The organism is bacterium 336/3 (assembly GCA_001281695.1).
GTDB lineage: Bacteria > Bacteroidota > Bacteroidia > Cytophagales > Thermonemataceae > Raineya.
In genome coordinates, this window is record LJIE01000001.1 from 1,205,148 (window position 1) to 1,230,846 (window position 25,699).

At 33.2% G+C, this 25,699-nt stretch carries 23 protein-coding genes and 1 tRNA gene; 12 read left to right on the forward strand and 12 right to left on the reverse strand.

What is annotated here, in order from left to right; translation table 11 throughout:
* The first annotated feature begins 12 nt into the window (after positions 1 to 12).
* The 3 genes from AD998_05640 (at position 13) to AD998_05650 (ending at position 4,071) form a co-directional block, all read left to right on the forward strand.
* On the forward strand, positions 13 to 1,122 hold the full coding sequence (locus AD998_05640) for a hypothetical protein (protein KOY85703.1): 1,110 nt from the start codon (positions 13 to 15) through the stop codon (positions 1,120 to 1,122).
* 24 nt (positions 1,123 to 1,146) lie between these two features.
* Entirely contained in the window at positions 1,147 to 1,482 is a 336-nt protein-coding gene (locus tag AD998_05645) for a hypothetical protein (GenBank protein ID KOY85704.1), read from the forward strand.
* A gap of 81 nt (positions 1,483 to 1,563) precedes the next feature.
* Positions 1,564 to 4,071 carry a primosomal protein N' gene (locus AD998_05650; protein ID KOY85705.1) on the forward strand — a complete coding sequence of 836 codons (2,508 nt, stop codon included), beginning with the start codon at positions 1,564 to 1,566 and terminating at the stop codon, positions 4,069 to 4,071.
* A gap of 19 nt (positions 4,072 to 4,090) precedes the next feature.
* Here AD998_05650 and AD998_05655 read toward each other — a convergent pair whose 3' ends face one another.
* From AD998_05655 to AD998_05680, 6 genes are all read right to left on the reverse strand, one after another.
* Positions 4,091 to 4,954, reverse strand: a complete 864-nt coding sequence (locus AD998_05655; protein ID KOY85706.1) for a hypothetical protein — start codon at positions 4,952 to 4,954, stop codon at positions 4,091 to 4,093.
* Positions 4,951 to 5,940, reverse strand: coding sequence for a hypothetical protein (locus tag AD998_05660; GenBank protein KOY88072.1), 990 nt, complete (start codon positions 5,938 to 5,940; stop codon positions 4,951 to 4,953). Before AD998_05660 ends, AD998_05655 begins: the two co-directional genes overlap by 4 nt.
* Before the next feature lie 451 nt (positions 5,941 to 6,391).
* Positions 6,392 to 6,784, reverse strand: coding sequence for a hypothetical protein (locus tag AD998_05665; protein KOY85707.1), 393 nt, complete (start codon positions 6,782 to 6,784; stop codon positions 6,392 to 6,394).
* Positions 6,785 to 7,195, reverse strand: coding sequence for a hypothetical protein (locus AD998_05670; protein ID KOY85708.1), 411 nt, complete (start codon positions 7,193 to 7,195; stop codon positions 6,785 to 6,787).
* A gap of 3 nt (positions 7,196 to 7,198) precedes the next feature.
* Positions 7,199 to 8,164 carry a hypothetical protein gene (locus AD998_05675; protein KOY85709.1) on the reverse strand — a complete coding sequence of 322 codons (966 nt, stop codon included), beginning with the start codon at positions 8,162 to 8,164 and terminating at the stop codon, positions 7,199 to 7,201.
* A gap of 164 nt (positions 8,165 to 8,328) precedes the next feature.
* Positions 8,329 to 8,401, reverse strand: a tRNA-Met gene (locus tag AD998_05680).
* Positions 8,402 to 8,542: 141 nt separating this feature from the next.
* Between AD998_05680 and AD998_05685 the strand changes: the two genes are divergently transcribed.
* The 3 genes from AD998_05685 (at position 8,543) to AD998_05695 (ending at position 14,833) form a co-directional block, all read left to right on the forward strand.
* Positions 8,543 to 9,499: a signal recognition particle-docking protein FtsY gene (locus tag AD998_05685; protein ID KOY85710.1), complete on the forward strand. Its 957-nt coding sequence runs from the start codon at positions 8,543 to 8,545 to the stop codon at positions 9,497 to 9,499.
* Positions 9,500 to 9,628: 129 nt separating this feature from the next.
* Positions 9,629 to 13,816: a hypothetical protein gene (locus AD998_05690; protein ID KOY85711.1), complete on the forward strand. Its 4,188-nt coding sequence runs from the start codon at positions 9,629 to 9,631 to the stop codon at positions 13,814 to 13,816.
* A 129-nt stretch (positions 13,817 to 13,945) separates the two neighbouring features.
* Positions 13,946 to 14,833: a hypothetical protein gene (locus AD998_05695; protein ID KOY85712.1), complete on the forward strand. Its 888-nt coding sequence runs from the start codon at positions 13,946 to 13,948 to the stop codon at positions 14,831 to 14,833.
* Here the strand turns inward: AD998_05695 and AD998_05700 are convergent.
* Positions 14,809 to 15,489 (reverse strand): hypothetical protein, encoded by a 681-nt coding sequence (locus tag AD998_05700; protein KOY88073.1) that lies wholly within the window; start codon positions 15,487 to 15,489, stop codon positions 14,809 to 14,811. The two genes, AD998_05695 and AD998_05700, sit on opposite strands and share 25 nt — an antisense overlap.
* A gap of 177 nt (positions 15,490 to 15,666) precedes the next feature.
* Here AD998_05700 and AD998_05705 point away from each other — a divergent pair, with 177 nt between their 5' ends.
* From AD998_05705 to AD998_05715, 3 genes are all read left to right on the forward strand, one after another.
* A complete protein-coding gene (locus AD998_05705; GenBank protein KOY85713.1) occupies positions 15,667 to 17,682 on the forward strand; it encodes a hypothetical protein in 2,016 nt (671 codons plus the stop codon).
* A 205-nt stretch (positions 17,683 to 17,887) separates the two neighbouring features.
* Positions 17,888 to 19,894, forward strand: a complete 2,007-nt coding sequence (locus tag AD998_05710; protein ID KOY85714.1) for a hypothetical protein — start codon at positions 17,888 to 17,890, stop codon at positions 19,892 to 19,894.
* Positions 19,895 to 19,973: 79 nt separating this feature from the next.
* Positions 19,974 to 20,393 (forward strand): Holliday junction resolvase, encoded by a 420-nt coding sequence (locus AD998_05715; GenBank protein KOY85715.1) that lies wholly within the window; start codon positions 19,974 to 19,976, stop codon positions 20,391 to 20,393.
* A gap of 2 nt (positions 20,394 to 20,395) precedes the next feature.
* Here AD998_05715 and AD998_05720 read toward each other — a convergent pair whose 3' ends face one another.
* Complete coding sequence (locus AD998_05720; protein ID KOY85716.1) at positions 20,396 to 21,232, reverse strand: hypothetical protein; 837 nt, start codon at positions 21,230 to 21,232, stop codon at positions 20,396 to 20,398.
* Positions 21,233 to 21,292: 60 nt separating this feature from the next.
* Positions 21,293 to 21,898 carry a hypothetical protein gene (locus tag AD998_05725; GenBank protein KOY85717.1) on the reverse strand — a complete coding sequence of 202 codons (606 nt, stop codon included), beginning with the start codon at positions 21,896 to 21,898 and terminating at the stop codon, positions 21,293 to 21,295.
* Between the two features lie 125 nt (positions 21,899 to 22,023).
* Between AD998_05725 and AD998_05730 the strand changes: the two genes are divergently transcribed.
* On the forward strand, positions 22,024 to 22,959 hold the full coding sequence (locus AD998_05730) for an NAD-dependent dehydratase (protein KOY85718.1): 936 nt from the start codon (positions 22,024 to 22,026) through the stop codon (positions 22,957 to 22,959).
* Between the two features lie 48 nt (positions 22,960 to 23,007).
* Here the strand turns inward: AD998_05730 and AD998_05735 are convergent, their stop codons facing one another.
* Entirely contained in the window at positions 23,008 to 23,385 is a 378-nt protein-coding gene (locus tag AD998_05735) for a hypothetical protein (protein ID KOY85719.1), read from the reverse strand.
* 17 nt (positions 23,386 to 23,402) lie between these two features.
* Positions 23,403 to 23,915 (reverse strand): hypothetical protein, encoded by a 513-nt coding sequence (locus AD998_05740; GenBank protein KOY85720.1) that lies wholly within the window; start codon positions 23,913 to 23,915, stop codon positions 23,403 to 23,405.
* Positions 23,916 to 24,060: 145 nt separating this feature from the next.
* Here AD998_05740 and AD998_05745 point away from each other — a divergent pair, with 145 nt between their 5' ends.
* A complete protein-coding gene (locus AD998_05745; protein KOY85721.1) occupies positions 24,061 to 24,909 on the forward strand; it encodes a hypothetical protein in 849 nt (282 codons plus the stop codon).
* 5 nt (positions 24,910 to 24,914) lie between these two features.
* Here the strand turns inward: AD998_05745 and AD998_05750 are convergent, their stop codons facing one another.
* Positions 24,915 to 25,094: a hypothetical protein gene (locus AD998_05750; GenBank protein KOY85722.1), complete on the reverse strand. Its 180-nt coding sequence runs from the start codon at positions 25,092 to 25,094 to the stop codon at positions 24,915 to 24,917.
* A gap of 209 nt (positions 25,095 to 25,303) precedes the next feature.
* Between AD998_05750 and AD998_05755 the strand changes: the two genes are divergently transcribed.
* Positions 25,304 to 25,699 (forward strand): hypothetical protein, encoded by a 396-nt coding sequence (locus AD998_05755; protein ID KOY85723.1) that lies wholly within the window; start codon positions 25,304 to 25,306, stop codon positions 25,697 to 25,699.

The window sequence follows — 25,699 nt, forward strand, 5'->3', positions numbered from 1 at the left end:
GGAGGGAAATCTATGAAAAAGTTAAAAAATATATCAGAAAAACAAATTGAAATGTATCTGGCAGGCAAGCTCAATAGCTCTGAACAGATACAAGTAGAAGAGTTCTTATCTGAAAATCCTTTTGAAGCAGAAGCTTTGGAGGGGCTTAAAAGTATTGGATTAGAGGAAAGAGAAAGAGATTTGGCAACACTCAAACAACAACTTCCTCATAATCAAACGCCTTCCTTTCGGTTGAACTGGTCAGGAATGGCTGCTGCCATTGTATTTTTGGTTTCAACAGTGGCACTCTCTCTTTTGTTACTTAAAAATCCACAAATGGATGAAAATGTAGCTTTGAAAGAAAATACGATAAAGCCAGAAGCCACTGTTCCTCAAAAAGATGATAATGAAACAAATATTTTACCATCTGAAAAAAATAAAACAGAAGATAAAAGAACTCGTACCATTCAACCAGAATCACCTAAAAATATAAAGAAGAATAATGAAGGTAAAGTTTTGGATTTAGAAAAAGAAGATGAAGTAGTAACAATGGACAAAAACCTCATTCCTGAAGAGAAAAAAATGGGAGAAATGAAAGCCGAAAAGCCTATTGTAGAAAATAGAAGAGAAGAAAAAATGGAAGTCAAGGAGATAGAAGAAAATGTAACAGATAAGAATAATGCAGGAAAAGTAAGAAATTACTTTAAGGAAGATGCTCTTAAAGATAAAAAAACAGATATAGAGGTTGCTAAACAATCTTCTACAACTGTAAAATCGGCAGATAAAGATAATTATCAAGATAAGAAACTTGAAAGAAAAACTGCTAAAAAGCAAAAGGCAAAAGTTGTACCCAACCAAGAACAAAGAGCCTTAAATATGAGTAAAGAAACAGATTTAGATGATGGTTATCATGATTTGAGTGGACAAGTATTGGATAGTAGTACTAAAAAAATATTGGGCGGTGTGGATGTAACTGTTAAAAACCAAAATACTCAGGTAAAAACGGACTCTTTGGGCTTTTATTTGTTGCGTTCTAAAGAAAATAATAATATATTGCTATTTAGAAAAGAGGGTTATGAACAACAAGAAATACAAGTTCGCCCTAACGAAAAACGAATCATTTATTTAAAACCTAAATTCTAAAAATCAATTTAAACCTTATATTTTATGAAAAAAGTTCTTCTTACAGTATTCTTTTTAGCAACTTTCTCGGTTGTAAGTTTTGGACAAAAAGTATTTGCAACCAAATATGCTTCTCAGGCTCAAGTAAAAGTATATGAAGTCAAATATGAAAGTCAAGCAGATTTATTGGTGTATAAAGTGAGTTATGAAAGCCAAGCCAATAATGATGGCAAATGGTATTTTGTAAGTTATGAGAGTCAAGCTCAAAAGAAAATTTTCTTCGTAGATTATGAAAGCCAAGCTGATGTGAAAATATATTTTGTAAAATATGAAAGCCAAGCAGGTTGGAAGAATCGTTCAAAAACACATCTTTTCAGGTAAGAAAAAAAATGCTGAAAATGAATATTAAAAATGCTACGAATTCCTTATTTTTGGATGAAGTAGCATTTTTCCTTAATAATTATGAAGATTTTTGAACCCAACGAAACTGAGAGAGTAACCCTATTTGTTGATGTTATTTTACCCATTCCTATTCCAAAATTATTTACGTATCGTATCCCATTCGAACTCAACGAAGTTGTACAAGTAGGCTCAAGGGCTATTGTACAATTTGGAAATAAAAAAGTATTAACAGCAGTTATTGCTAAAATTCACCAAGTACCACCCCAACACTATCAAGCCAAATATATTCTCGAACTTTTGGATACTGAGCCACTCGTTACCCAAAAACAACTCGATTTATTTGCTTGGATGGCAGACTATTACCTTTGTACCATTGGCGAGGTAATGAACATTGCTCTGCCTTCGGGGCTTAAAATCAGTAGTCAATCCATGATTGAGTTAAATCCTAATAGTAACCCCGAAGAGTTTGAACTGACTGAAAAAGAAACTAAATTATTAGGTATTCTCAAAGAAAAAAAGGCATTGGCGTATCAAGAAGCAGCCGTTTTTTTAGAACTCAAAAATATTTATCATATCATCAAATCGCTGACAGAAAAAGAATTGATAATTGTCTATGAAGAAGTAAAAGAACGCTATCAGCCCAAAAAAGTCAAAAAAGTACGTCTTACACGAGATTATCTCGATAAAGCAGATTTAGAGAAACTTTTTAAATATCTTGAAGAAAAAGAGCCCAAACAGCTTGATGTACTCCTTTTATACCTCAGAAATGTGCCTGTTTTCAGAGATTGGACACTCAACGAAACAGGTTTGGAGAAATCGGTGTTTCGTTCTAATCCTCAAATTTCCAATTCTTCTGTAGAAACACTTACTAAAAATGGTATTTTCGAGGAATTTGAAATTGTGGTTTCTCGTTTTGCCGATATCCAACCTGCTGATAGCTACGAGTTAAACCTTACTAACATCCAACAACAAGCTGTTGATAAAGTGATGGAGCTTTTTGAAGACAAACAAACTGTTTTGTTGCATGGTATTACGGGTAGTGGTAAAACAGAAATTTATATTGATCTCATTCAGAAGGTTTTAGACTCTGGTTCGCAAGTTTTGTATCTGCTTCCAGAAATCGCCCTGACTACCCAAATTGTAGCTCGTTTGCGTAAAATATTCGGAGATAAAATGGGTGTGTATCATTCAAAATTTTCTGATAATGAGCGTGTTGAGGTGTGGAAAGGTGTCATCAATCAGAAGTTTTCGTTTGTGGTGGGTGTTCGTTCAGCTGTTTTTCTGCCCTTCGATAACCTTGGGCTGATTATCGTGGATGAAGAACATGAACCATCTTACAAGCAAAATGAGCCTGCTCCTCGCTATCATGCCCGTGATGTGGCAGTCTTGATTGCCCACATGCAACAAGCCAAAGTGCTTTTGGGTTCGGCTACGCCTGCCGTTGAGAGCTATTACAATGCTCAAATGGAAAAATATGGTTTTATTGCCTTACGCCAACGTTTTGGCAATGCCCAACTGCCCGATATAGAGCTGGTGGATATGAAAGAAGAAAAAAAACAGAAGAAAATGAAGCAAAATTATTCTTCTGTAATGTTTTCTGAGATGGAAAGTACCCTTGCCAAGCAAGAACAAGTGATTTTATTCCAAAACCGAAGAGGCTATTCGCCATACCTGAGTTGTAGCGATTGTGGCTGGATTCCCAAATGTAATAATTGTAATGTAAGTTTGACCTACCACCAACATTCTACTGAATTGCGTTGTCATTATTGTGGCTTCAAAATGGCTGTTCCGCAATCTTGTTTTGCTTGTGGCTCTACCAAAATAAAATCGGTGGGTTATGGAACTGAAAAACTTGAAGATGACCTGAAAACCCTACTTCCAGAGGCAAAAGTAAGACGTATGGACTTAGACACCACTCGTCAGAAAAATGCGTACCAAAACATCATCAACGATTTTGAAACTGGACAAATTGATATACTTGTGGGTACTCAGATGATTAGCAAAGGCTTAGATTTTGATAAAGTAAGTTTAGTAGGCATTTTTGATGCTGATAGATTGCTTTATTTTGCTGATTTCCGTTCACATGAAAGAGCTTTTCAACTGATTACACAGGTAAGCGGAAGAGCAGGAAGAAGGGATATCAAAGGAAAAGTAATTATCCAAACCAATACACCCGAACACCCAACACTCCAAAGGGTACTTAAAAACGATTATGAAGGTTTTTATGAGGAAGAAATTTTAGAAAGAGAGAAATACAGCTATCCACCCTTTGCAAGACTCATAAAACTGACCATTCGCCACCGAGAAAAAGACATTACCAAAGACGCAGCCCAAGTACTCACTGAACTGCTTAGGGAGCAACTTGGCAAGCCTCGTGTACTCGGTCCCGAATCGCCACTGATAGACCGTATCCGAAACCAGTACATCAAACATATTTTGGTAAAACTGGAACGTGAAAAAATTAACCTGAAAGCTGTGAAGGAGTTTGTTGCCCAACAATGCCAAAATGTAATGCTGATGAAACAATTTAAAAGCGTACAAGTTGTGATAGATGTAGATCCGATGTAGGTTTGAGTTTAAATAAAACTTACCAAGACAAAGATGTGGCTAAAGATTGTCTTTTATTATCAACTTCTGTAACTAATTCAGCTATTGATGAAGTTAATATTTTATGATAATTATTAGAATCATATTCTAAGATGTTCAAACTCATTGTTTCTGATATAACATCTTTAACTTTTTGATTAAGGGCATTCCTCGGCATGACAATATAGTGTCTTCTATTAAAGGGAAACTTAAATGTATAATCCTCAAGAATCAATCTAATATCAGGATCATTTGTTCCGCAACCTAAAAAAAGAAATGTATGTGTTAGAGCAAGAGCTTCCATCATTTGATAAAAAATCTTATATTTAGTTCTTGATTCTGCATAGTCTTTTCTTGTAAAAATTAAATGATCAGGAGCATCAACAGAGCCATGAATCTTAATAATTAGATGCTCAGGTCGTCTTATACAATCAGCAATATCTTCTTCATTAAACTTTTTAGTTATTATGCTTCCTTGAGAGATTGTGTTTGCATAAGTATCATATATTTTATCAAAATTGGGCGTTATAACAATTCTAGAATCTAAATCATATATATGTTTATGTATTTCAGCAGAGGTGAATTTTGGAGTTAAAAACTCACTTTTTATGAGTGTATTAAATCCATCTCGTCCTAATTCTTTTTTTATTAATTCGCATGCTGTTAAAAAATCACCTGACTTTATTTGTTTTTTTATTTCTTTTTTACTTAAAAGATCTTTTGAAGCAAATTCTAAGAATTCTTTCCAATCTTTAGGTCTTTGCCCTGATGTATTAGTTGAGTTCTTAGAAACACCAGCACCTAAAATAATTACTGATTTTCTTCTTGCAATATCATCAATTAAAGTTTGTGGCCACTGTATCATAATTCAATATTTTGTATTAATTTATTAGCAATATCCTTTAGTGTTTCTTCATATTCTCTTACTTTGTTAAAGTGAGCACCTACTACTCCATGCTCTGCTTTTAGATTAAATATTGGAACATTACTACTTTGAGATAAAGGAATTAAACTATGTAGGTTTTTTATTTGTCCTATTTGATGAAAACGTATAGCTCTACTATTTATACTAACAAGATATTTTTCTATAGCATCAGGTATTTTTTTGATAATTCGTTCATATGCGTTAACAGGTACAATTTGATTATTGACCATTTTGGCTTTGTATTGTTGAGTGATATACCCTCCAAATTGTAAATTCCAACCTATGGTCTCATCTTCAATTTTAAAATCTTCATTTTCTTTTAATTTATATTCTTCTAAGCCTTTATTTAGTTGATTTTTCCATTGATTTAAAGCATTAGAAATATTCTCAAGTGCTTTAAGACTAAAAATATCAGAGGACATAGGTACTATGTAATAATCTGATGAAGCTAATACTGCTCTGTTTAAGGCTCCAAGTGAAGGACCAACATCAAAAAATACATAATCATAATCTTTCAGCTTAAATAATAAATCTTTAAAAACTAATGTAGTTTGTAAACCTCGTGAATCACCAGCTTTACTATCTAACCAATCCTTACTTAAAAAGTCTTCGCTAAGGGATAATCTTGTGTCCCCGGGAATTACATCTATATCAAAAAAAGGGCTTTTAATAATTGGTAGCTCACTTCTTATATACCCTCTCCCTTTTTGTATAGGTTTAATAATTTCATAAATAGTAGAATCATCCTTATAAATTTTTTCTATATTCTCATAAGGAAACATGTAAGTTGTTGCATTACATTGAGGATCTGCATCTATGACAATAACTTTTTTGCTATACCTAATTCTTAAAAAAGATGCTATATTACATAATAATGAAGTTTTTCCTACACCACCTTTATTGTTAAATACAACTATGGATTTCATATTTCTTAGTGTTATTATTAAACAATTTATATCTGTTTGAGTAGCATTTATTATTTCCAATGATACAAAATAAAAAACTTCCACGCATCAGGGATTCCCTGATTTTTCAGTGGTGTAATAAAATAATTTTTATGAAGATTTTTGTAGGCAAAAAAGCCTTTTTTATGCTTTAAAATAATTTTGCATCTTTAAAAGTACATGTAAGATATGAGATGTTTTTAAAGAAAAAATAAATGTTGTAACATTTAATAGGTAAACATTAAGAAATTTTAGACCTATTTTGGAGTGTAAAAAAACAAAGTGGTTGTACTAAATTTTGTTTTGGCTACGCCGAACCTTTCGAGATCACTTCACCTCATTTCATTCGGTTCGTAATGACGTTCATCTTCGTCATTGCGACTGAGCATAGTGAAGCAGGAAGCAATCTAAAGTGCTCAAATATAGTTTTTACTTATTTTCTCACAATTTGGCTACCTTCTATGTAGGCAAGTCCGCCTACCACAAGTATTTGGAGTATCAAGAATATTTTACCAAATATCTGTGCATCAGAAAAATGGAAGAACAATAAGCCAATGCTTATAAGTGTCCAAAACCAATTGGCATAGACTTGTATGCGTACCAAAGGTACAGAAAGGGTTTTCATGAGGGCAATAGCCATTGCAGAAAGAGCGTACAATAGAGTAATCTTAGCAATCCAGAGAATTAGAATATCTGAAAGCCCTACAATATTTATGAGTTCCTTATGGAAAATAAGCCCTCCAACACCCACAGAAGAACCACAAAGAAAATCTATCCATAAAACTTTCCTGAGAAATGCAGTATTTTTGATGTAGTATAAATTCATTTAATTCTTATGCCTTCTGTAGATCAATTTACGAATCAACATTCCAGAATCCTCTTCAATATACAAATCAACTCTTAAAGTAAAATAATAGATATTTTTTTCACGCTTAATAATATCATAATAAGAAGGTCTTTTTGCAAGTATTTTATCAAAATCGCTCATTTTAGATGTATCAGGAGGAATACTACTTTTGAGTCTGAAAGTACAATCACCAATTTCTATAATTTCAAATTCTGTAATTTCACCATTCAATTCAGAATACCATTTTTTTCCTACAATTTTAATATTTTGCTTAAATTTAGAGTTATTAAAATAAAGAAGATACTCTCCATCCTTCAAGGGAAGACACTTTTGAGCCAAAGTACTCAGGTGAAAGGCAAAAAAGACAAAAATTATCCATAGAAATTTCATAATCTAATGTTTTAAAGGACGTTTCTTAATCATACCTCCTTTGGTATCTTTTATTCTATTCATGACTACAAATGCATGAGGATCTATTTTTTCTAGTTCTGTTTGTAATTTATTGATTTCCAGCCTTGTGATGACTGTATAAACTATTTCAATGTCAGCATTTTCTCCTAATTTACCATATCCTCTTTTACCTGTATAAATGGTAACACCTCGTCCCATTTCTTGGGTGATCATTTGCCTGATTTCTTCGCTGTGAGGAGATATAATGGTAACACCTGTGTATTCTTCGATGCCCTCAATAACAAAATCGAGCATTTTCGATGCTGCAAGATAGGTAATCATAGAGTATAAGGCTATCTCGACAGAGAGCAGATAAGCTGCAACAGAAAAAATGACGATATTGATAATCGTGATAATATCACCTATGGTTGTGCCAAGTTTCTTACTTAAAAAAATGGCTAAAACTTCTGTACCATCAATGACGGCTCCACCTCTTACCGAAAGTCCAATACCCATACCCAAGAAAAAACCTCCAAAAATAGCCACCAAAAGGTTATCGTTGGTTACATTTGGAAAATCTACAGTCCCAACACACAAAGCAAGCCCAATGATAGCGAGTGTTGTTTTGAAGGCAAATTTTTTACCTATAATTTTATAACCTAAAATAATAAAAGGTATATTGATGACAATCAGTAGGAGATACAAAGGTATTTGGGTGGTAGCAGAAATCAGTAAAGAGATCCCTGTTGCTCCACCATCAATAAAATGATTGGTTAGTAGAAAACCTTTAAAACCAAAAGAAGCTGAAAAAATACCTAATGTAATGAGAAATGTGTCTTTGACTGTTCTGAATAGAATAATCTTGAAATGTCTGAATGCTTTGGCTAACTCATATTTAGAGTAATCTTTAGGATTTTTCTTCTTTTTGAGTGTAGTTTCTACAATAATTTTTGTCATAAATGGATTCATAGATGCAAAAGGGTATGTTATTTTGCAATTTACAAAAAAAACTACTATTACAGATGAAAATAATACTATTAAATTCTCGATGAAGCTATGTTTAGAATGAGAAACTAGAATTCTATAAAAACAAAAAACCTCCAAATCTTTTCGATTTGAAGGTTTTTTAAGAGTAGCGGGGACAGGACTCGAACCTGTGACCCCCGGGTTATGAGCCCGATGAGCTACCAACTGCTCTACCCCGCGATTTAACGTGGTGCAAAGGTACGACCTTTTTTTGAATCCGCAAGTTTTTTATAACTTATTTTTAGTTTTTATAAAAAAAAGAATAAAAAGCCTCTATTTCATAGAAAATTCATACATTTGTGTGGCTAAAACTTTACTGCTGTGAAATTTTTTGGATTGTTTTCAAAAGAAAAAAAAGAATCTCTGGATAAAGGTCTAGAAAAAACGAAAACCAATTTTTTTAGTAAACTGGGCAAGGCTATTGCTGGTAAATCGAAAGTGGATGATGAAATCCTTGATGAACTAGAAAATATCCTTATCTCTTCGGATGTGGGTGTAGATACAACACTCAAAATTATTAAACGAATTGAAGAAAGAGTAAAAAAAGATAAATACCTCAATGCAAGTGAATTAGATAAACTCCTGAAAGAAGAAATTGTTGAACTTCTTGCTGAAAACAAATCAGAAGATTTACAAGATTTTGAAATACCTGCTCTTAGTACGCCCTACGTAATTATGGTTGTGGGTGTAAATGGTGTAGGAAAAACGACCACCATTGGCAAAATTGCAGCCCAATATCATCAGAAAGGTAAAAAAGTAGTTTTGGGTGCAGCAGATACATTTAGGGCTGCGGCTGTGGAACAACTAAAAATTTGGGGAAATCGTGTGGGCATCCCTGTAATTGAACTGGGTATGAATAAAGAACCCTCTAGCGTGGTGTACGAAGCAGCCAAACAAGCCTCTGAACTCAAAGCAGATATACTCATTATAGATACAGCAGGTAGATTGCACAACAAACTTCACTTGATGAATGAACTCGCCAAAATGAAGAAAACGGTTCAAAAATTTATTCCAGATGCTCCTCATGAGGTTTTATTGGTATTAGATGGCAGTACAGGACAAAATGCTGTTCAGCAAGCAAGAGAGTTCACTAAAACAACAGAAGTAACATCACTTGCCATTACGAAACTGGATGGTACAGCCAAAGGAGGCGTTGTGATAGGTATTTCGGATGAGTTTAAAATTCCTGTAAAATATATTGGTGTAGGCGAAAAGATAGAAGATTTACAGATTTTCAACAGAGCCGAATTTGTGGATTCGCTGTTTAAACAAAATTAAAACTAAAAAATACATTATAGAACGAAATTTGCTTTTCAATTCATTTGAAAAGCAAATTTTATTATATAGCTTTATCAATACAATAAAAATCATCAGACACTGTTATTATACACTTTATTTAATATTACTATGCGTTTTTTCAAGATTTTTGTTGCTCTTGCTGTTTTACAAATAGCTTCCCTGAGCAATCTAAAAGCACAAGACTTTGCAGAATTGTATCAGAAAATGGTACAAGAAACCCAAGCCAAAAACTACCCACAAGCAGCCACTTATGGTGAGCAAGCCGAACCATTAGCAGAAAAGGCTTTAGGAAAAGGAAGTGAAAAATTAGGCTCTTTTTATTATAATTTGGGTAATATACAAGGTTCAGCAGGCAATGCCACCAAAGCCGAAGCTGCTTATAAAAAATGTATTGAAATTCGAAAAGCATTGGTAGGCGTTCAACATCCCGATTACATCAAGAGTGTTGATAAATTAGCTCAATTGTATGCAGCTACTGGCAAACAAGCCGAATCGGATAAACTATTGGCTCAACTCAAAAAAGATCAACAAGGCACAGCCTCCAATCCTAATAACACAATAGGGCAGGAGAGTCCAGAATTTGCAAAAACACTTACCAATCAGGCTTTAGGACAAATTAAGGCTGGCAAACTAACAGAAGCCGAAAAGAATTTGGTAAAAGCAGTAGATATTTATCAGAAAAATAAACTCGAAACACCTGATGTAGCTGTTGCTTTGGATGCTTATGGTATTGTATTGGCTCAAAAAAATAAGTATAAAGATGCCATTTCTTTTTTTGAAAAAGCTCTCGAAATCAGAAAAAGTCAGTTAGGTGAGACCAATGCAAACACACAAGCAACTATGCTCAATTTGGCTGTTTGTTATGAAGAAACTCGCCAAAGTGCCAAATCAAAAACTATTTTAGAACAATTACTAACTGTTTACGAAAAAAACAATCCTAAAGAAAATCCGAAATATACAGAAGTTTTGAGTGTTTTGGGGCGTTTGTACCTAAACAACAAAGATATTACCAATGCAGCCAAAGTATTAGAAAAAGCTTTGGAGGTAGAAAAAAGTAAAGCAGCTTCTTCTCCTCAGTATTCTCAGCTACTCAACGATTTAACTCGTTTGGAGTTTTTACGCCAAAATTATCCTGCTGCCGAAAACTATTCACGATTGGGACTAGAAATTTCAGAAAAAAATTATGGAAAAAATAGCATAGATTATGCCAATGCACTTGTTAATCTTGGTAATACACTCAAGGAACAAAACAAAAACACCCAAGCCGAAAAAACATATCAACAAGGATTACAGATTTTAAAGCAAATTAAACAAGAAAAATCACCACAGGCTTTGCAAGTCAATGCAGCCTTAGCTGAATTGTATTCTAGCGAACGCCGTTTTGAGCAGGCTATCAAACTCTATGCACAAATTATACCTCAACAAAAGGAATTAGTGGGTACAGAAGACCCTCAATATTGGCAAAATCTGGCAAATTTAGCGGATTGTTATGTGGCTATTCAGCGTTATAAAGATGCTCGCCCTTATTACGAAGAACTTATTAATATTCAAGCAGCTACACAATCGCCTTCTTATCCAAAATGGCTGATGGCTCTTGCTGCATTTTATTACGAAACGGGTAAATACCAAGAAGCAGAAGCTTATTTTGAACAGGTTTTGGGTATTTATCAGGAAAATATTAATAACCAAACATCTGCATACATTGAAGCATTGGAAAATATAGCTAGTTTGTATAAAAATCAGGGACGTTATTCAGAATCTGAGAAGCTTTACAAAGAAGCATTAAAAACTTGTCAAGAAAAACTAGGAGAGGGGCATATCATTTATATAGACTTACAAAACGATTTAGCAAAACTTTATAAATCTTTAGGGCATTTTGAAGAAGCTGAAAAAATTTACAAGCAAAACTTAATTGTAGCCAGTAAAAAAGGCGAAAATACAGCCCAATATGCTCAAACATTGAACGATATGGCATCTTTGTACAAAGATGCAGGTAAGTTTGCAGAAACTGAACCTCTTTTAAATAAAGCACTTGAAATTAGAAAAAAGATATTTACAGAGCAATCTGCTGAATACTCTGAAACATTACAAAATTTAGCAGCTTTGTACAAACTCATGGGGCGTTATCCTGAAGCTACGACAGCATACCAAAAAGCTTTGGCAATTCGTAAAGAAGTTTTAGGTCAACTTCATCCCGAATATGCCACTACGCTCAACGCTTTGGCATCTTTATACAAAAAAACAAATAATTTAGAAAAAGCAGAACCTTTATACAAAGAAGCATTGGAGATTAGACAAAACTTTTTGGGTGAAGACAATCCTGAATATGCAGTCTCTTTGGATAATTTGGCTAATTTTTATCAAACGACACAACAATACACCAAAGCAGAGCCACTTCTAAAACAGGCAATGACTCTTAAAAAGAAAATTTATGGTGTGAATCATCCTATTTATGCAGGTAGTTTGAACAACATGGCTGTTTTCTATGAAAGAACAAACCAAACAACACAAGCAGAAAATTTATATAAGGAGTCATTAAATATTTTAAAAACAACATTAGGAGAGAAACATCCAAAGTCTATTTCAGCTCTCAATAACCTTGCGATGTTTTATGAAACACAACAAAAATATCAGCAAGCAAATGTATTATTTAGACAATTGTCAACCAATACATTGGACCAAATTCAAAAGAATTTTAGTACATTAAGCGAAAACGAAAAAAGACAGTTCTTTGCAACCAATAAGCCTTTCTTAGATAATTTTATTCTTTTTGCTGCCAATTCGGTACTTAGAAAAAGCCCTGATAGCGATAAACTAGCTCAAGAGGCATTTCAGTTATTGGTAGCAACCAAAGGGATTGTTTTAAACTCCACAGGCAAGGCTCGTAAAGAAATTTTACAAAGTTCTGATAAAAAACTGATTGCTCAGTACGAAGAGTGGCTCAAAATCAGAGAAATGATAGCTAAACTCTACAATGTAGGCACAGCCGAACTTAAACGCCGTAATGTCAATATTGATAGTTTAGATGCTAAAGCAAAAGTTTTAGAGAAGGAGCTTTCTAGCAAATCAAAAGCGTTTAGTGAGGCGTTTAACACACAACTCAATACATGGAAAGAAATACAAGGTAAATTAAAAGATCAAGAAGTTTTGTTTGAAATTACTCATATACAAAGTGATAAAAATGTATTGTATGTGGTATTTGTTTTGAAAAAGTCAAATACACAAGCTCCTGAAGTCTTTATTTTGAACAATGGGGCAGAACTTGAAGAGGCTTTGGTTTTCTATAAAAATACCATCAAATTTCGTAAAGAAGATAAAGAAAGCTACATCAAATATTGGAAGTCTTTTGAGCCTTTTGCTCAAGACATGAAAAAGGTATATTTTTCGGCAGATGGAGTATTTACTCAAATCAATCCAGCAACTCTTTTCGATGCAGAGACACAACAATATCTTTTAGAAAAACAAGATATTACCATACTCACAAGTGCCAAAGATTTATTACAAGCAAAAACTACTGGGGCTCTTTCAGGAAAAGCTTTGTTGGTTGGTAATCCAAGTTATCAGATAAATGGTATAGTAGATAGCAAAAATGTGGTAGATTTGGATAATCAAGATGGCTTTTGGTTAAGGAATACTACATTTGCGAGTTTACCTGCTACACAAAAAGAAGTAGAAAGTATAGAAACTTATTTGAAGTCTAATAAATCTTTACAAATAAAGAAAATAACGGATAAAGATGCTACTGAACTGAATGTAAAGAATGAAACCTCACAAATCAGGTTACTTCATATTGCAACACATGGTTTTTTCATTCCCTCACATCACGAAGAAGATCATGATAAATCAATGAATTTTTCAGCAAGTGAAGAAGAAAGAGATGACCCTATGCTTCGTTCGGGCTTGATTTTGGCAGGTGTAACAGACTATTTCCGTAGTGAAAAGAAAAGTCAGGATCAGGAAGATGGTATTTTGACAGCTTATGAAGTAATGAACTTAAAATTAGATAATACTGCTTTAGTCATACTTTCTGCCTGCGAAACAGGTCTTGGAAAAGTACAAGCTGGAGAAGGTGTTTATGGTTTGCAAAGAGCATTTAAAATTGCTGGTACACAAGCTCTTGTAATGAGTTTGTGGAAAGTAGATGATACGGCAACCCAAGAACTTATGCAGTTTTTCTATGAAGAATGGATGAAAACCAATAACAAAACTCAAGCCTTTAGAAATGCTCAAAATAAATTGCTCCAAAAATACAAACACCCATATTTTTGGGGAGCATTTGTAATGATTGGTGAATAAAAATAAAGCCTTCTAGATATCTCTTGAAGGCTTTATCCTTAAATAAATTATGAAATATTTTTTTGCATGTATTCTTTCTTTCAGTTTTTTTAGTATTATTGCGGAGTTGATTTCATGCTTAGAGAAAAAATGGACGAGCTTAATAAGAAAATAAGAATAACCCATCGAATAAATGATAGTTCTTTAGATATCAATAATCTATCACAATATGGATTGTTCTTATCTATTGAAGATAAAAATTTGCGTGCTATTGTTGTAGATGAAGCACAAAAAAAATGTATGCTTTTAGAAGATTATAGATTCTCAGGTGTTGGAAGTCGAGCTGAAACAATTACTCAACTTACATCAATCTATGACAATCATTTAGTCTTGAAAGCTGGTTATTGGAAAGAAGTTGTACTAGTAGCACGTACAGGAGGCTATGTAACAGTTCCAGATGAGTTTTTTGAACCTTCAAAATCTGCTTCTTATTTAAGTTTCTATTCAAATCAAATAGAGAATACTTCTGTCAAAAACTTTTATCATAGTCAAAGTCAAACCCAAAGTATATTTTATGTAGAAAATGAATATATGGATTGGGTACAGAAAGCATATCCCAATAAAGAAGTGAAAATCATGCATCAAGCAGACACATTTTTGGCGGGAGCTTTGAGTGAATCAACATCAGAGTCTGAAATTTATATCTGTATTGAAAACAGATATATGAATATGGTTATTTTAAAAGAGGGTAATCTACTTCTCAACAATCGTTATTATTATCATAGTCCTCAAGATTTTGTCTATTATGTACTTTTTGCAATAGATGAACTTAAATTAGATATAGAAGCTTGTTTGGTAAAGCTTTATGGTGAGATAAGTAAAGATTCTGGAATATTTAATTTGCTTTACAAGTATATAAGCCAAGTAGATTTTGGTAAAAAACCTAAATCGCTTTCATTTAGTTATGTATTTGATGAAGTATTAGAGCATCGTTATTTCGATTTATACAACGCTTATTTGTGTGCTTCTAAAGCATAAAAATTATCAATTACATAAGCAATAGAAGTAAAACTGTTGTGAAGAGCTTGATTAACTTCTTCTTTTGTCATCCAAACAATTTCCTCAATGTCTTCTTCGTGTTGAGGTAAAATAGTTTCAGGAGATTGAGTGGTCATCAAGTACCACTTTGTTTTCTTAAAGATAATTTTACCCATTGCCCAGTAATGATGCCAAGTAGTACATAGCTTAGCTTGTATGATAGCATCTACATTACACTCTTCTTTTACTTCTCTAATAGCTGCCATTTCAGAATTCTCACCGTCATCAATTTTGCCTTTTGGTAAATCCCATTTTCCTCTTCTAAAAATCATGAGGCATGTATCTTCATTGATAATTACTCCACCAGCTGCTCTAATCACATCAAAGTTTTTCTCTAAAGCTTTCTTAAAATCTTTTTCATATTCTACCCAAATTGTGATTTTATGAATAGAAGGGTTTTCATTTTTATCTAACCATAATAAAATTTTTGAAAAACTATCCATTTCCACTCCATGCAACAATATATCCCCTGATAAACCTTTGAATAAAGCAGGGCTGAAAGAAATTTCTTTTAAATCTATAAATAAATTGAATTTCCTTGAAGAATCAATAAAAGAGGTGATTTCTATGGGATATTGGTGAATAAAAAGATACATAAAGAATAAAACATTTTGAGTCATCAAAAAAAGAACAAGCATACAAATATTTGCTTTATTTTTTCAAAAGCAAAATAAACTACTATACTTTCCTTGAAAAAATCATAAACATATTGGTTTTTTATAAAAAAAAACTAAATTTGTATTAATTTCAGAATTCTTTTAAAGAAAAAAATTATGAAGAAAACCCTATCTGTTTTATTCCTTTTTCTGACGGCTCATTTTGTTTGGGCACAAGAAAAGTGTGCTTCTCATACTTATGAGCAAGAGCTAAGAGCTAAATATCCTCAATTAGGAACTGTTCAAAATTTTGAAGCTTGGATGGCTCAAAAAATAGCTGAACAAAGAGGTAATCCTAATGCAAGAACTGGACCTTATAAAGTTGCTGTGATTATTCATGTCATTTATGATAATGCTAGTACTATTCCCCAAAATAATAGTGTTAACATTCCTTATGGACAAGCGACTTCTCAAGTAAGAGTACTTAATGAAGATTTCCAAAAAACAAATGCAGACTTTACTACAAATGTTCTATCTACATTCCAGCCTAAAGCTGGTTCTATGGATATAACATTTGAGTTAGCAACCAAAGATCCAAATGGAAATGTTATTCCTGAACCTGGAGTTGACCGTATCAATGGGCAAGCTGCTTCTTGGGGTGGTGGTAGAACTGCTTGGAGTACAGCAGAATGCGACAATATACTAAAACCTAATACCATCTGGGATCCTACTAAGTATTTTAATTTTTGGGTTGTTAGGTTCAGTGGTTCAAATGATACAGGTTTATTTGGTTATGCACAATTTCCAGAGGCTTCTACTTTATCAGGTGTACCCAGTGGAGGAACAGCTTCAACAGATGGTGTTGTAATTAACTGGAGAGCAACAGGTTCTAACTATGATGCAGCAGGTGCACCTTTATCAACACCTTATGTATCATCAAGTAATTTAATTTGTGCTAACTGTGATAAAGGACGTACTGCTACACATGAAATTGGACACTGGTTAGGTTTAAGACATATTTGGGGTGACCAAAGTGGATGCAGTGGTCCTAACAACGATGATTATTGTGCTGATACACCAGAACATAGCGGAGCTAATAACCCAACATCAGGATGCCCAACACGCCCTAACTCTTGTTCAAATTTAGAAGCTGCTTATGGTAATACGGATACTCCTGATCAAAGAGAAAACTATATGGATTATTCTTCAGATGGTTGTATGGGTATGTTCTCCCTTGAACAAGTAACTAGAATGAATACCGTTATGGATAATAGCCCACGTAGAAGTACACTAACAGCAGCAGTAGCAACAGTAGCAGCTCCAATTCTTACTGGTGCTTATCCTTTTATTACTCCAAGTAAAACCTCTATTATAGAGGGAGATATAGTAGCTTTTGCTGGTATTGGTAGAATGGGAAGCAATGAAACACCCAATACAATTACTTCTTGGCAATGGAATTTTGATGTAGATGGTTTAGGAGGTGCAAGTCCTTCTACATCCACCTCTCAAAACCCAGGTAATGTAACATTTAGCAAAGTAGGTACTTACAAAGTAAGACTAACAATTTCTAATGGAACAACAAGTGGTTTTGTAACAGTTAATATTATTTCAGGCTTGAAAGCTCCAACTAATTTGCAGTTTACTAATAAAGAAGGAACTGGTTCAAGTACAAAGGTTACTGATAGAGCTAATTTACAATGGAATGATAACTCAAGTAGTGAAGATAATTACATTGTAGAAAGAAAGAAAAATACAGACCCTATTTCAGCTTATGCAGTAATAGCAACACTTCCTGCAAATACAACTACTTATTCTGATGTGTTTGGTTCAAGCAATCCAGTAGAATCAGGACTTACCTACAATTATAGAGTTTCAGCTAAAAAAGGTGCTGAACTAGGTTCTGTAACAGGTAGTATCAAAGTAGAATTGACAACTGCATTTGAAGATGAATTCTCAAGGGAGGTAAAATTATACCCTAACCCAGCACAAAAAGGCTTTACAATAGATTTGAAAAATATTCAAACTCAAAAAGCACAAACTCAATTATACAATAGCTTAGGACAAGTAGTTGCAGAAAAAGCAATCGAAAATGGACAAGTAGAGTATAATGTAGACGGAATGGCAAAAGGTATGTATATTTTAAAAATTCAAACAGATAAAGGAACAGCTATTAAGCGTTTGGTTATCAATTAATAGAATAAAATAAAACTAATATACAAAAAAGGGGTATTTATCATAAATACCCCTTTTTTGTATTAAAAACCAAATAAAATTTTATTAAACGAAATGAAAAGTTTATAAAATTCTTGTGAATAGAATTAAAAATAAATAAATTTGCAACAATTATAAACTACACGAAATCATGAAGAAAACCATATCTGTTTTATTCCTTCTTTTTATGGGTTGTATGGCTTGGGCACAAGAAAAATGTGCTTCCCACATACATGAACAACAAATGCGTGCAAAGTATCCTGAATTAGGTACTATTCAAGACTTTGAAAAATGGATGAGCCAAAGGATGCTCAAACAAGAATTTTTATCTAAAAGATTATCAAATACAAATAGCAGAACAGGTGGTGGACCTTTCAGAATACCTGTAATTATCCACATTATTCATGCTACATCAGATGTTTTAGGAAACAACAGCCCTAATATGTCTGATGCTCAGGCTATTTCGCAAATTAGAGTTTTAAATGAGGATTTTCAAAGAACAAACCCTGACGCAAGTCAAACAAGGGCTATCTTTACTGCATTGGCAGGAGCTTTTCCTGATTTAGAGTTTTATGCAGCTACTACAGATCCTCTTGGTAATACTCTGGCAACCCCAGGTATAGAACGTATCAATGGACAAACTGCTACTTGGGGTGGTGGTAGAACTGCTTGGAGTACAACTGAATGCGATGATATACTTAAGCCTAATACCATTTGGGATGCAACCAAATACTGTAATATTTGGGCTGTAAGATTTAGTGGTTCAAATGATACAGGCTTATTTGGTTATGCTCAATTCCCTACGGGTTCTACCTTACCTGGCATGCCCAGCAGTGGTGGTGCTACAACGGATGGTGTTGTAATTAACTGGAGAGCTTTTGGTACAAACTATGATGCTTCTGGAGCACCTCTCTCAACACCTTTTGTCTCTGCAGCAAACCTTATTTGTAACAATTGTGATAAAGGAAGAACTTTAACCCATGAAATAGGACATTGGTTAGGTTTAAGACATATTTGGGGTGATAGTGAAGCTGGTTGTAGTAATGCTAACTTTAATGACTATTGCTCTGATACACCTTTTACAACAGGTGCCAACAATCCTGCGGCTTGTTCTTCATCTCTTAGTGCAGATAAATGTGGTTCAACAGCTGAACCCATGTATGGTAATCAGACTAGTGTACCAGACCAAATTGAAAACTATATGGATTATACTTCTGATCAGTGTATGAATATGTTTTCTAAACAACAAATGGATAGAGTTCGTACAGTATTACTAAACTCCCCCAGAAGAAAAGAATTGTTAGGCAATACATTGTTCTCTTTGTTTGGAGCTAATGTAACCTCTGGTGAGCAAGGTGTTCAAGTCACTTTTACTAATAAATCAGGTATTACAGGAACTGAGCCAGCTATTACATCATGGTCTTGGAATTTTGATTCAGCAACAACTCCATTAGGAGGTGTTTCCCAAGCGACTTATACAGCTACTTCAGCAGGTACAGCAAACCCTCCTGTAATTACGTTTAATACTATTGGTACTTATAAAGTAAAATTATCAGTTACTAATGGAGCAAAGACAGATGTTTCTGAAATGTTGATTGTTGTAAGAGAAAAGCCTTTTACAGGCCCAAGTGGTTTAATTGTTGTAAATCAGCAAGGTACATCACCTAATTTCTTTGTAACAGGACAAGTTGATTTAAGATGGAATGATAACTCAACTGACGAAACCAACTTTGTAGTAACAAGAAGAAAATCTACTGATGCTCTTGCTTCTGCTGTAGATATAGCTACATTGGCTGCTAATACTACAACTTATACAGATGCAGGCTCTAACTTAGAAAATGGAATCAAATATATCTACCAAATTAGAGGTACAAGAGGTTCTCTAACTGCAACATCTAACGGAAGAACGATTGAGTATCGTACCACTGAAACTACAGCATTTGAAGATGAGTTTTCAAGAGAGGTTCAGTTATACCCTAACCCAGCACAAAAAGGCTTTACAATAGATTTGAAAAATATTCAGACACAAAAAGCACAAACTCAACTATACAATAGTTTAGGACAAGTAGTTGCAGAAAAAGCAATCGAAAATGGACAAATAGAGTATAATATAGAAGGAATGTCTAAAGGTATGTATATTTTGAAAATTCAAACAGATAAAGGAACAGCTATTAAGCGTTTGGTTATCAACTAATTTTATTTAGTTCTTGAATAAAAAGAGGTATTTCTAAAAAATACCTCTTTTTTTATGGATATTTACCAAAAAGAAGTTTATGCCAAGAATAATAGCAATAGATTATGGTTCAAAAAGAGTTGGTTTAGCTGTGACAGATAACCTGAAAATTATAGCAACTGCTTTAGAAACAGTACATTCTAAAGATGTATTAGCATTTTTAGAAAAATATATGCAGAAGGAAGAAGTAGAATCTTTTGTGGTAGGAATGCCTAAAAATTTGGATGGAGAAGATACTAATAACACTCAACTTGTAGAAACCTTTGTAAAAGCACTTAAAAAGAAGTTTCCTGAAATGCCTGTTAATCTTATGGATGAACGTTTTACATCCAAAATTGCTTTGGAAGCTATGATTATGAGTGGTTCTAAAAAGAAAGATAGAAATAATAAATCGGGTAATATAGATAAAGTTAGTGCTGTAATCATCTTACAAGACTATCTAAGCAGTCTTTCTAGATAAGATTATCTAGATAATAAAAATATAGTCAAGATAAAAGTTGTTGTACTTGTAAGAATACTGATAATAGGAGCGACATCTGATACACTTTCTACAAATGTTTTTCTTACAGGCTCTACATAAACAATATCATCAGGTTGAATTTGTAAATTAACTCTTTTCATACCTTCTACAGTAGATAAATCTACTACGAGTACATTGGGGTTTTGTAAATCACCTCGAATTAAACGAATATTTTTTGCTCTAGTGTCATTAGGCATACCTCCTGTTTGAGCTAGTACTTCAAGTAAGGTAGTATTTTCATTGATAAGAGGTACTACTTGCCCTGTTGCTCCTTTAAAAACAATTACCCTTTTGTTCATGAATTGTGTTCTTACAAAAGAACCTTTATAAAATTCACCATACTTGATAGAAAGAACACTATCTGCTTGATGTGCTGTTAAGCCCTCAAGTTTGACATCACCAATCATGGGTAAATAAACATGCCCATCTGTTTGTATGGTATAAGCAGAAAAGTTTACACTTGAATTGTTATTTGTATTGCTTCCTGTTCCTTGTTGTTGTGTAATAGCAGAGTTGGCACCTTGATTTGTTCCTGGTTCAGCAGGGTTTACATTATCTATTGCTCCAATAGTCTTAATTATTTCACCTTTATTGGCATAAATACGAAATTGCAACCTATCATAAGGCTTTATCAGATAATTACTTTCAGCATTCATTTTAGCGAATAAAACTTTATCATAAATCATGTCGCCATTAGCTTTGAACATAATATTCTGATTATATACTCTACATGAAGCCAAAGACAATGCAAAAACGAAATATAATAATGTGCGAACCATACAAAATAAAAACTGGCAGTAAAAACTGCCAGCAATATAATCATTTAGAATATTTAAAAATTATTTTTGTGGGTTTTTGTTTGAAAAGAAACTACCCAAAAACTTAGAACCAATATCCATAACATCATCTAAAATGCTACCATCACCATCTCTATCTAAAAATTTTTGAATTAAGCCCATTTCTTGTTGAGGAGCTTGTTGTGTAGTAGTATTTACAATATTTACAACACCTTTTACATCTAAACCTTGCTCTTTTTTCTGCTGTCCTAAAAAGCTCATGACAACAGGAGCTGCCAAAGCTAAAATATTACCTACTACTCCTGCATCTAAACCTACAGATTTACTAATTTGATTTTGAGCAGGTTGTTGAGTATTTCCTAATACGTGCTTTAAAATACCCATGCCATCTTGTAATAAACTACTTGAGTTTGAGGTGAGCATAGAAGTTAAGTTTCCTAAAAGACCACCATCATGTTTTTGTAAAGCATTATCCAAAGACTGAGCACCTTGTTCATTGGAAGCATTTTTATTCAGACCGCCTAAAATCATAGGTAAACCCATTGCTACAACTTGTTGTACGGTATTTTCATCCACACCAAATTGTTTTGCCATATTTTTTACGGTATCACCTTGTAAAAGTCCTGTAAGGTTTTCGAAAAGATTCATAAATATCCTCTGTTTTAATATTTGTAAACATGACAAATATATTATTTTTTTCGTGAAAAACTATTTTATTCAATCACTTTTTTGCTTACTATTATTATTTTTAGAAAATTTGCGAAAAAAACATCATGAAAAGAGTTCTTATTACAGGAGCAGCAGGCTTTTTAGGTTCACATTTATGTGATAGATTTATTACAGAAGGTTATCAGGTGGTAGGTATGGATAACCTCATTACAGGAAATTTAGCCAATATAGAACATCTGTTTAAACTCAAGGAGTTTGAGTTTTATCACCATGATGTTTCAAAATTTGTGCATGTACCAGGTAATATAGACTACATCCTCCATTTTGCATCGCCAGCAAGTCCTATAGATTATCTAAAAATTCCTATTCAAACACTCAAAGTAGGGTCTTTGGGAACGCATAACTTATTAGGTTTGGCTAAAACCAAAAAAGCAAGAATTTTAGTTGCATCTACTTCAGAAGTGTATGGTGATCCTCTAGTACACCCTCAAAATGAAGACTATTGGGGCAATGTAAATCCTATTGGTCCAAGAGGTGTATATGATGAAGCCAAAAGATTCCAAGAAGCTATTACGATGGCTTATCACACTTATCATGGTTTAGAAACTCGTATTGTTCGTATCTTCAATACATTTGGACCTCGTATGCGTTTGGATGATGGTAGAGCTTTACCAGCATTTATGAGCCAAGCCTTAAAAGGAGAGGATATCACCGTTTTTGGAGATGGTTCACAAACTCGTTCTTTTTGTTATGTAGATGATTTGGTAGAAGGAATTTATCGTTTGTTATTAAGTGATTATGCTTTCCCTGTCAATGTAGGTAATCCTGAAGAAATTACACTTTTAGAGTTTGCAGAGGAAATACAAAAACTCACCAATACAAATTCTAAAATTGTGTTTGAGGCTTTACCCAAAGATGACCCTAAACAAAGAAAACCAGATATTACAAGAGCCAAAGAAATTTTAAATTGGGAGCCTCGTTTTACTCGTTCCGAAGGACTCAAAAAAACACTTGAATATTTTCAAAATGCATTAAAATAAGAAAAGCCTCATTCAAAACTGAATGAGGCTTTATATTTTATTAGAAAATTACTTTACTTCACTTAAATCTACAGTTTCTGCAATTTTGGTTGTAGATTTCTGGTTATCTGCACTATAACGTTTTGTACCTTCTACTGAAATTGAAGATTTTTCAAAAGTTAATTTCACTCCTTTATCTACTTCCAATGTCATGGTATCATTATTTAGTTCTACAATCTTACCATGTAAACCACCAATTGTAACAATACGATCACCTTTTTTTACAGAATCCCTGTATTTTACTTGTTCTTTCTGGCGACGTTGTTGGGGGCGAATCATGAAAAAATAGAAAACCACAAAAATACCTACCATGAAGATGAGACTCATCATAGAGCTATTACCTTGTGCTCCTGTGGTTTGTGTTTGTAATAAAACAGTTTGAAACATAAAATAGGATTGAAAAATTATTGTTTAATAGGTCCTTTAAATTTGCTAATATCCTGCATTTGAGGGTTTTTAGCTTTAACTTTGCCCTTTAAAGTAAGTTGTGTTGTAGTAGGCTCTGTATTAGCTGTAATGGTGATGGTTTTATTTTGGTCACCAGGTTTACCATTACTATCAAACTCCGCTACAATTTCTGCTGTTGCACCAGGAGCGATAGGCTCTTTAGGGAAAGTAGGAACAGTACAACCACAAGAAGGTTTTGCTTCCTCAATAATTAAAGGATTTTTACCTTCATTGGTGAATTTATACACATGCTTTACTTTATCACCTTCAGCTACTTCACCAAAATCAAATACAGGATTTTCAAATTTAATAACAGCCTTAGGAGCTTGTGAGTTATTGTTGGTTGTTGAAACCGTAGTTCCTGGGTTTTCTGCGTTGTTAGCAGTTTCTTGTTTCTTATCTTCTTCTGCATTTTTTTGGCAAGCAAACATAGATATTACTAAACTTGCCGCAATCATGATTTTTTTCATAATCTATAAAAGGGTTTATTTTTTGCAAAATTAAGTAAATAAAGCTATAAAAAAAATAGCTAATGTTATAATAAATCAAAACGTATTTTGTTTGGATTTAGTTGAGTTTTTTGATTTTTTTTGTAAATTGTCCCTAAAAAAATCTATGAGAAAAATATTATTATCTATATTATTTCTTTTGGGAGTGTTATCACCTCTATCAGCTCAATTGCAGGGCGATAGTTGGGCAAATGCTCAAAAAAATAAAGAGGCAACAATTATCATTACTTATTTTGAAACGCCTCGATTTGTATATAAGAATGCAGAAGGGAAACTAGAGGGGATTTGTATTGATATACTTAGAGAGTTTGCCAACTATGTTCAAAAAACAAAAGGAATTAAAGTTAAAGTTAATATTCAAAAACCTGCTAATGACTTTAATTTATTCTTAAAAAATATCAAAGCTTCTAAAGGTGGAGTTTTTGCTTTGGGACCTTTTACAATTACTGAAGAGCGTAAAAAAGAAATGACATTTACGCCCCCATATATTAAAAACCGTTCTATTCTTATTACTAATAGTTCGGTTCCTGACTTAGGAACATTAGGTAATATCAGTAATACTTTTGCTGGAATGAAAGCTTACGCTCTGCGTAATTCTACACAAGAAGCTGAAATCATGGAGATTAAAAACCAATATTATCCAAATTTGGAAATTGTTTATGTAAATAGTGCAGATGATTTACTTGCTAAAACATTAAAAGACCCCAAATCTTTTACAAAAAATGACTTTTTATACTATGCAGATGCTCTTCAGACAGGACAACCTATTAAAAGACATGCAGCTGGAGAAAACAATACAAACCCTTATGGATTTATTATGCCAAAAGGCAGTGATTGGATAGTAGTATGGAATGAGTTTTTAAATGAGTCAACAGGTTTTACAACCAAACCTGAATATAGAAAAATATTAGAAAAGTACTTAGGATTTACAGCAACACAAATTTTGTTGAAGTAAGCAACCTACCCCTTTAAAATAGTTTGAGCACTCTGAGAGGGGGTAGGTGTACTTTTTGATATTTCAATATTTTTTTCGCCGAAAAGGTTTGCTCCAATTTTAATCAATACCACAACGGCTAAACTAATCATAAAGAACTTAAAGAAACTTAAGTTTTGATTCTGAATTGAATTGAGACGTTTCATAGCTGTAAAAGTTTTAGATATATTCTGTTATATAATTTGCATATCTTGTGCCAAAACTTTCAAACTTGTTTTAAACGTATTAAAACCACTTTTCTAGATTTTAAAAAATATAAAGTGTACACTAGCGGACATTTTTTTGTTGAATAGCGTACATAGGCTTAAACTCAAATATTTCCTAAGAAGTATTAACCACTAAAATAAATTAGTTTATGCCTACACATGATGATAAAATGTATATGATTATTGATGATGATGTCATCAATAACATGGTTTGTCAATTGATTATTAAGAGTGTTGTTCCTAATACAAGAACGCTATGTTTTGTAAATCCTTTGGAGGCGTTAGAATATTTAACAAACAAAGATAGTGTAAAACCGGAAATCATTCTTCTTGATATTAATATGCCTGAAATAGACGGATGGCAGTTTTTAGAAAAATATGAAAATTTAGATATAAATACTAAAATTGTAATTTTATCATCTTCTTCCAATGAAAGTGACAAATACAGAGCAGAGAAACATCCTTTAGTAGTAAATTATGTATCAAAACCATTGACCATTGAAAAACTAATGAAGATTGTCAGAAATGTTGTTGATAATGAATGA

Coding starts and splice junctions, on each gene's coding strand:
- AD998_05715 (KOY85715.1), top strand. CDS start 19,974: ATGCCAAGAATAATAGCAATAGATTATGGTTCAAAAAGAGTTGGTTTA.
- AD998_05665 (KOY85707.1), bottom strand. CDS start 6,784: ATGAATTTATACTACATCAAAAATACTGCATTTCTCAGGAAAGTTTTA.
- AD998_05690 (KOY85711.1), top strand. CDS start 9,629: ATGCGTTTTTTCAAGATTTTTGTTGCTCTTGCTGTTTTACAAATAGCT.
- AD998_05725 (KOY85717.1), bottom strand. CDS start 21,898: ATGAATCTTTTCGAAAACCTTACAGGACTTTTACAAGGTGATACCGTA.
- AD998_05755 (KOY85723.1), top strand. CDS start 25,304: ATGCCTACACATGATGATAAAATGTATATGATTATTGATGATGATGTC.
- AD998_05675 (KOY85709.1), bottom strand. CDS start 8,164: ATGAATCCATTTATGACAAAAATTATTGTAGAAACTACACTCAAAAAG.
- AD998_05720 (KOY85716.1), bottom strand. CDS start 21,232: ATGGTTCGCACATTATTATATTTCGTTTTTGCATTGTCTTTGGCTTCA.
- AD998_05745 (KOY85721.1), top strand. CDS start 24,061: ATGAGAAAAATATTATTATCTATATTATTTCTTTTGGGAGTGTTATCA.
- AD998_05710 (KOY85714.1), top strand. CDS start 17,888: ATGGGTTGTATGGCTTGGGCACAAGAAAAATGTGCTTCCCACATACAT.
- AD998_05645 (KOY85704.1), top strand. CDS start 1,147: ATGAAAAAAGTTCTTCTTACAGTATTCTTTTTAGCAACTTTCTCGGTT.
- AD998_05655 (KOY85706.1), bottom strand. CDS start 4,954: ATGATACAGTGGCCACAAACTTTAATTGATGATATTGCAAGAAGAAAA.
- AD998_05660 (KOY88072.1), bottom strand. CDS start 5,940: ATGAAATCCATAGTTGTATTTAACAATAAAGGTGGTGTAGGAAAAACT.
- AD998_05730 (KOY85718.1), top strand. CDS start 22,024: ATGAAAAGAGTTCTTATTACAGGAGCAGCAGGCTTTTTAGGTTCACAT.
- AD998_05735 (KOY85719.1), bottom strand. CDS start 23,385: ATGTTTCAAACTGTTTTATTACAAACACAAACCACAGGAGCACAAGGT.
- AD998_05650 (KOY85705.1), top strand. CDS start 1,564: ATGAAGATTTTTGAACCCAACGAAACTGAGAGAGTAACCCTATTTGTT.
- AD998_05705 (KOY85713.1), top strand. CDS start 15,667: ATGAAGAAAACCCTATCTGTTTTATTCCTTTTTCTGACGGCTCATTTT.
- AD998_05750 (KOY85722.1), bottom strand. CDS start 25,094: ATGAAACGTCTCAATTCAATTCAGAATCAAAACTTAAGTTTCTTTAAG.
- AD998_05640 (KOY85703.1), top strand. CDS start 13: ATGAAAAAGTTAAAAAATATATCAGAAAAACAAATTGAAATGTATCTG.
- AD998_05700 (KOY88073.1), bottom strand. CDS start 15,489: ATGTATCTTTTTATTCACCAATATCCCATAGAAATCACCTCTTTTATT.
- AD998_05740 (KOY85720.1), bottom strand. CDS start 23,915: ATGAAAAAAATCATGATTGCGGCAAGTTTAGTAATATCTATGTTTGCT.
- AD998_05670 (KOY85708.1), bottom strand. CDS start 7,195: ATGAAATTTCTATGGATAATTTTTGTCTTTTTTGCCTTTCACCTGAGT.
- AD998_05695 (KOY85712.1), top strand. CDS start 13,946: ATGGACGAGCTTAATAAGAAAATAAGAATAACCCATCGAATAAATGAT.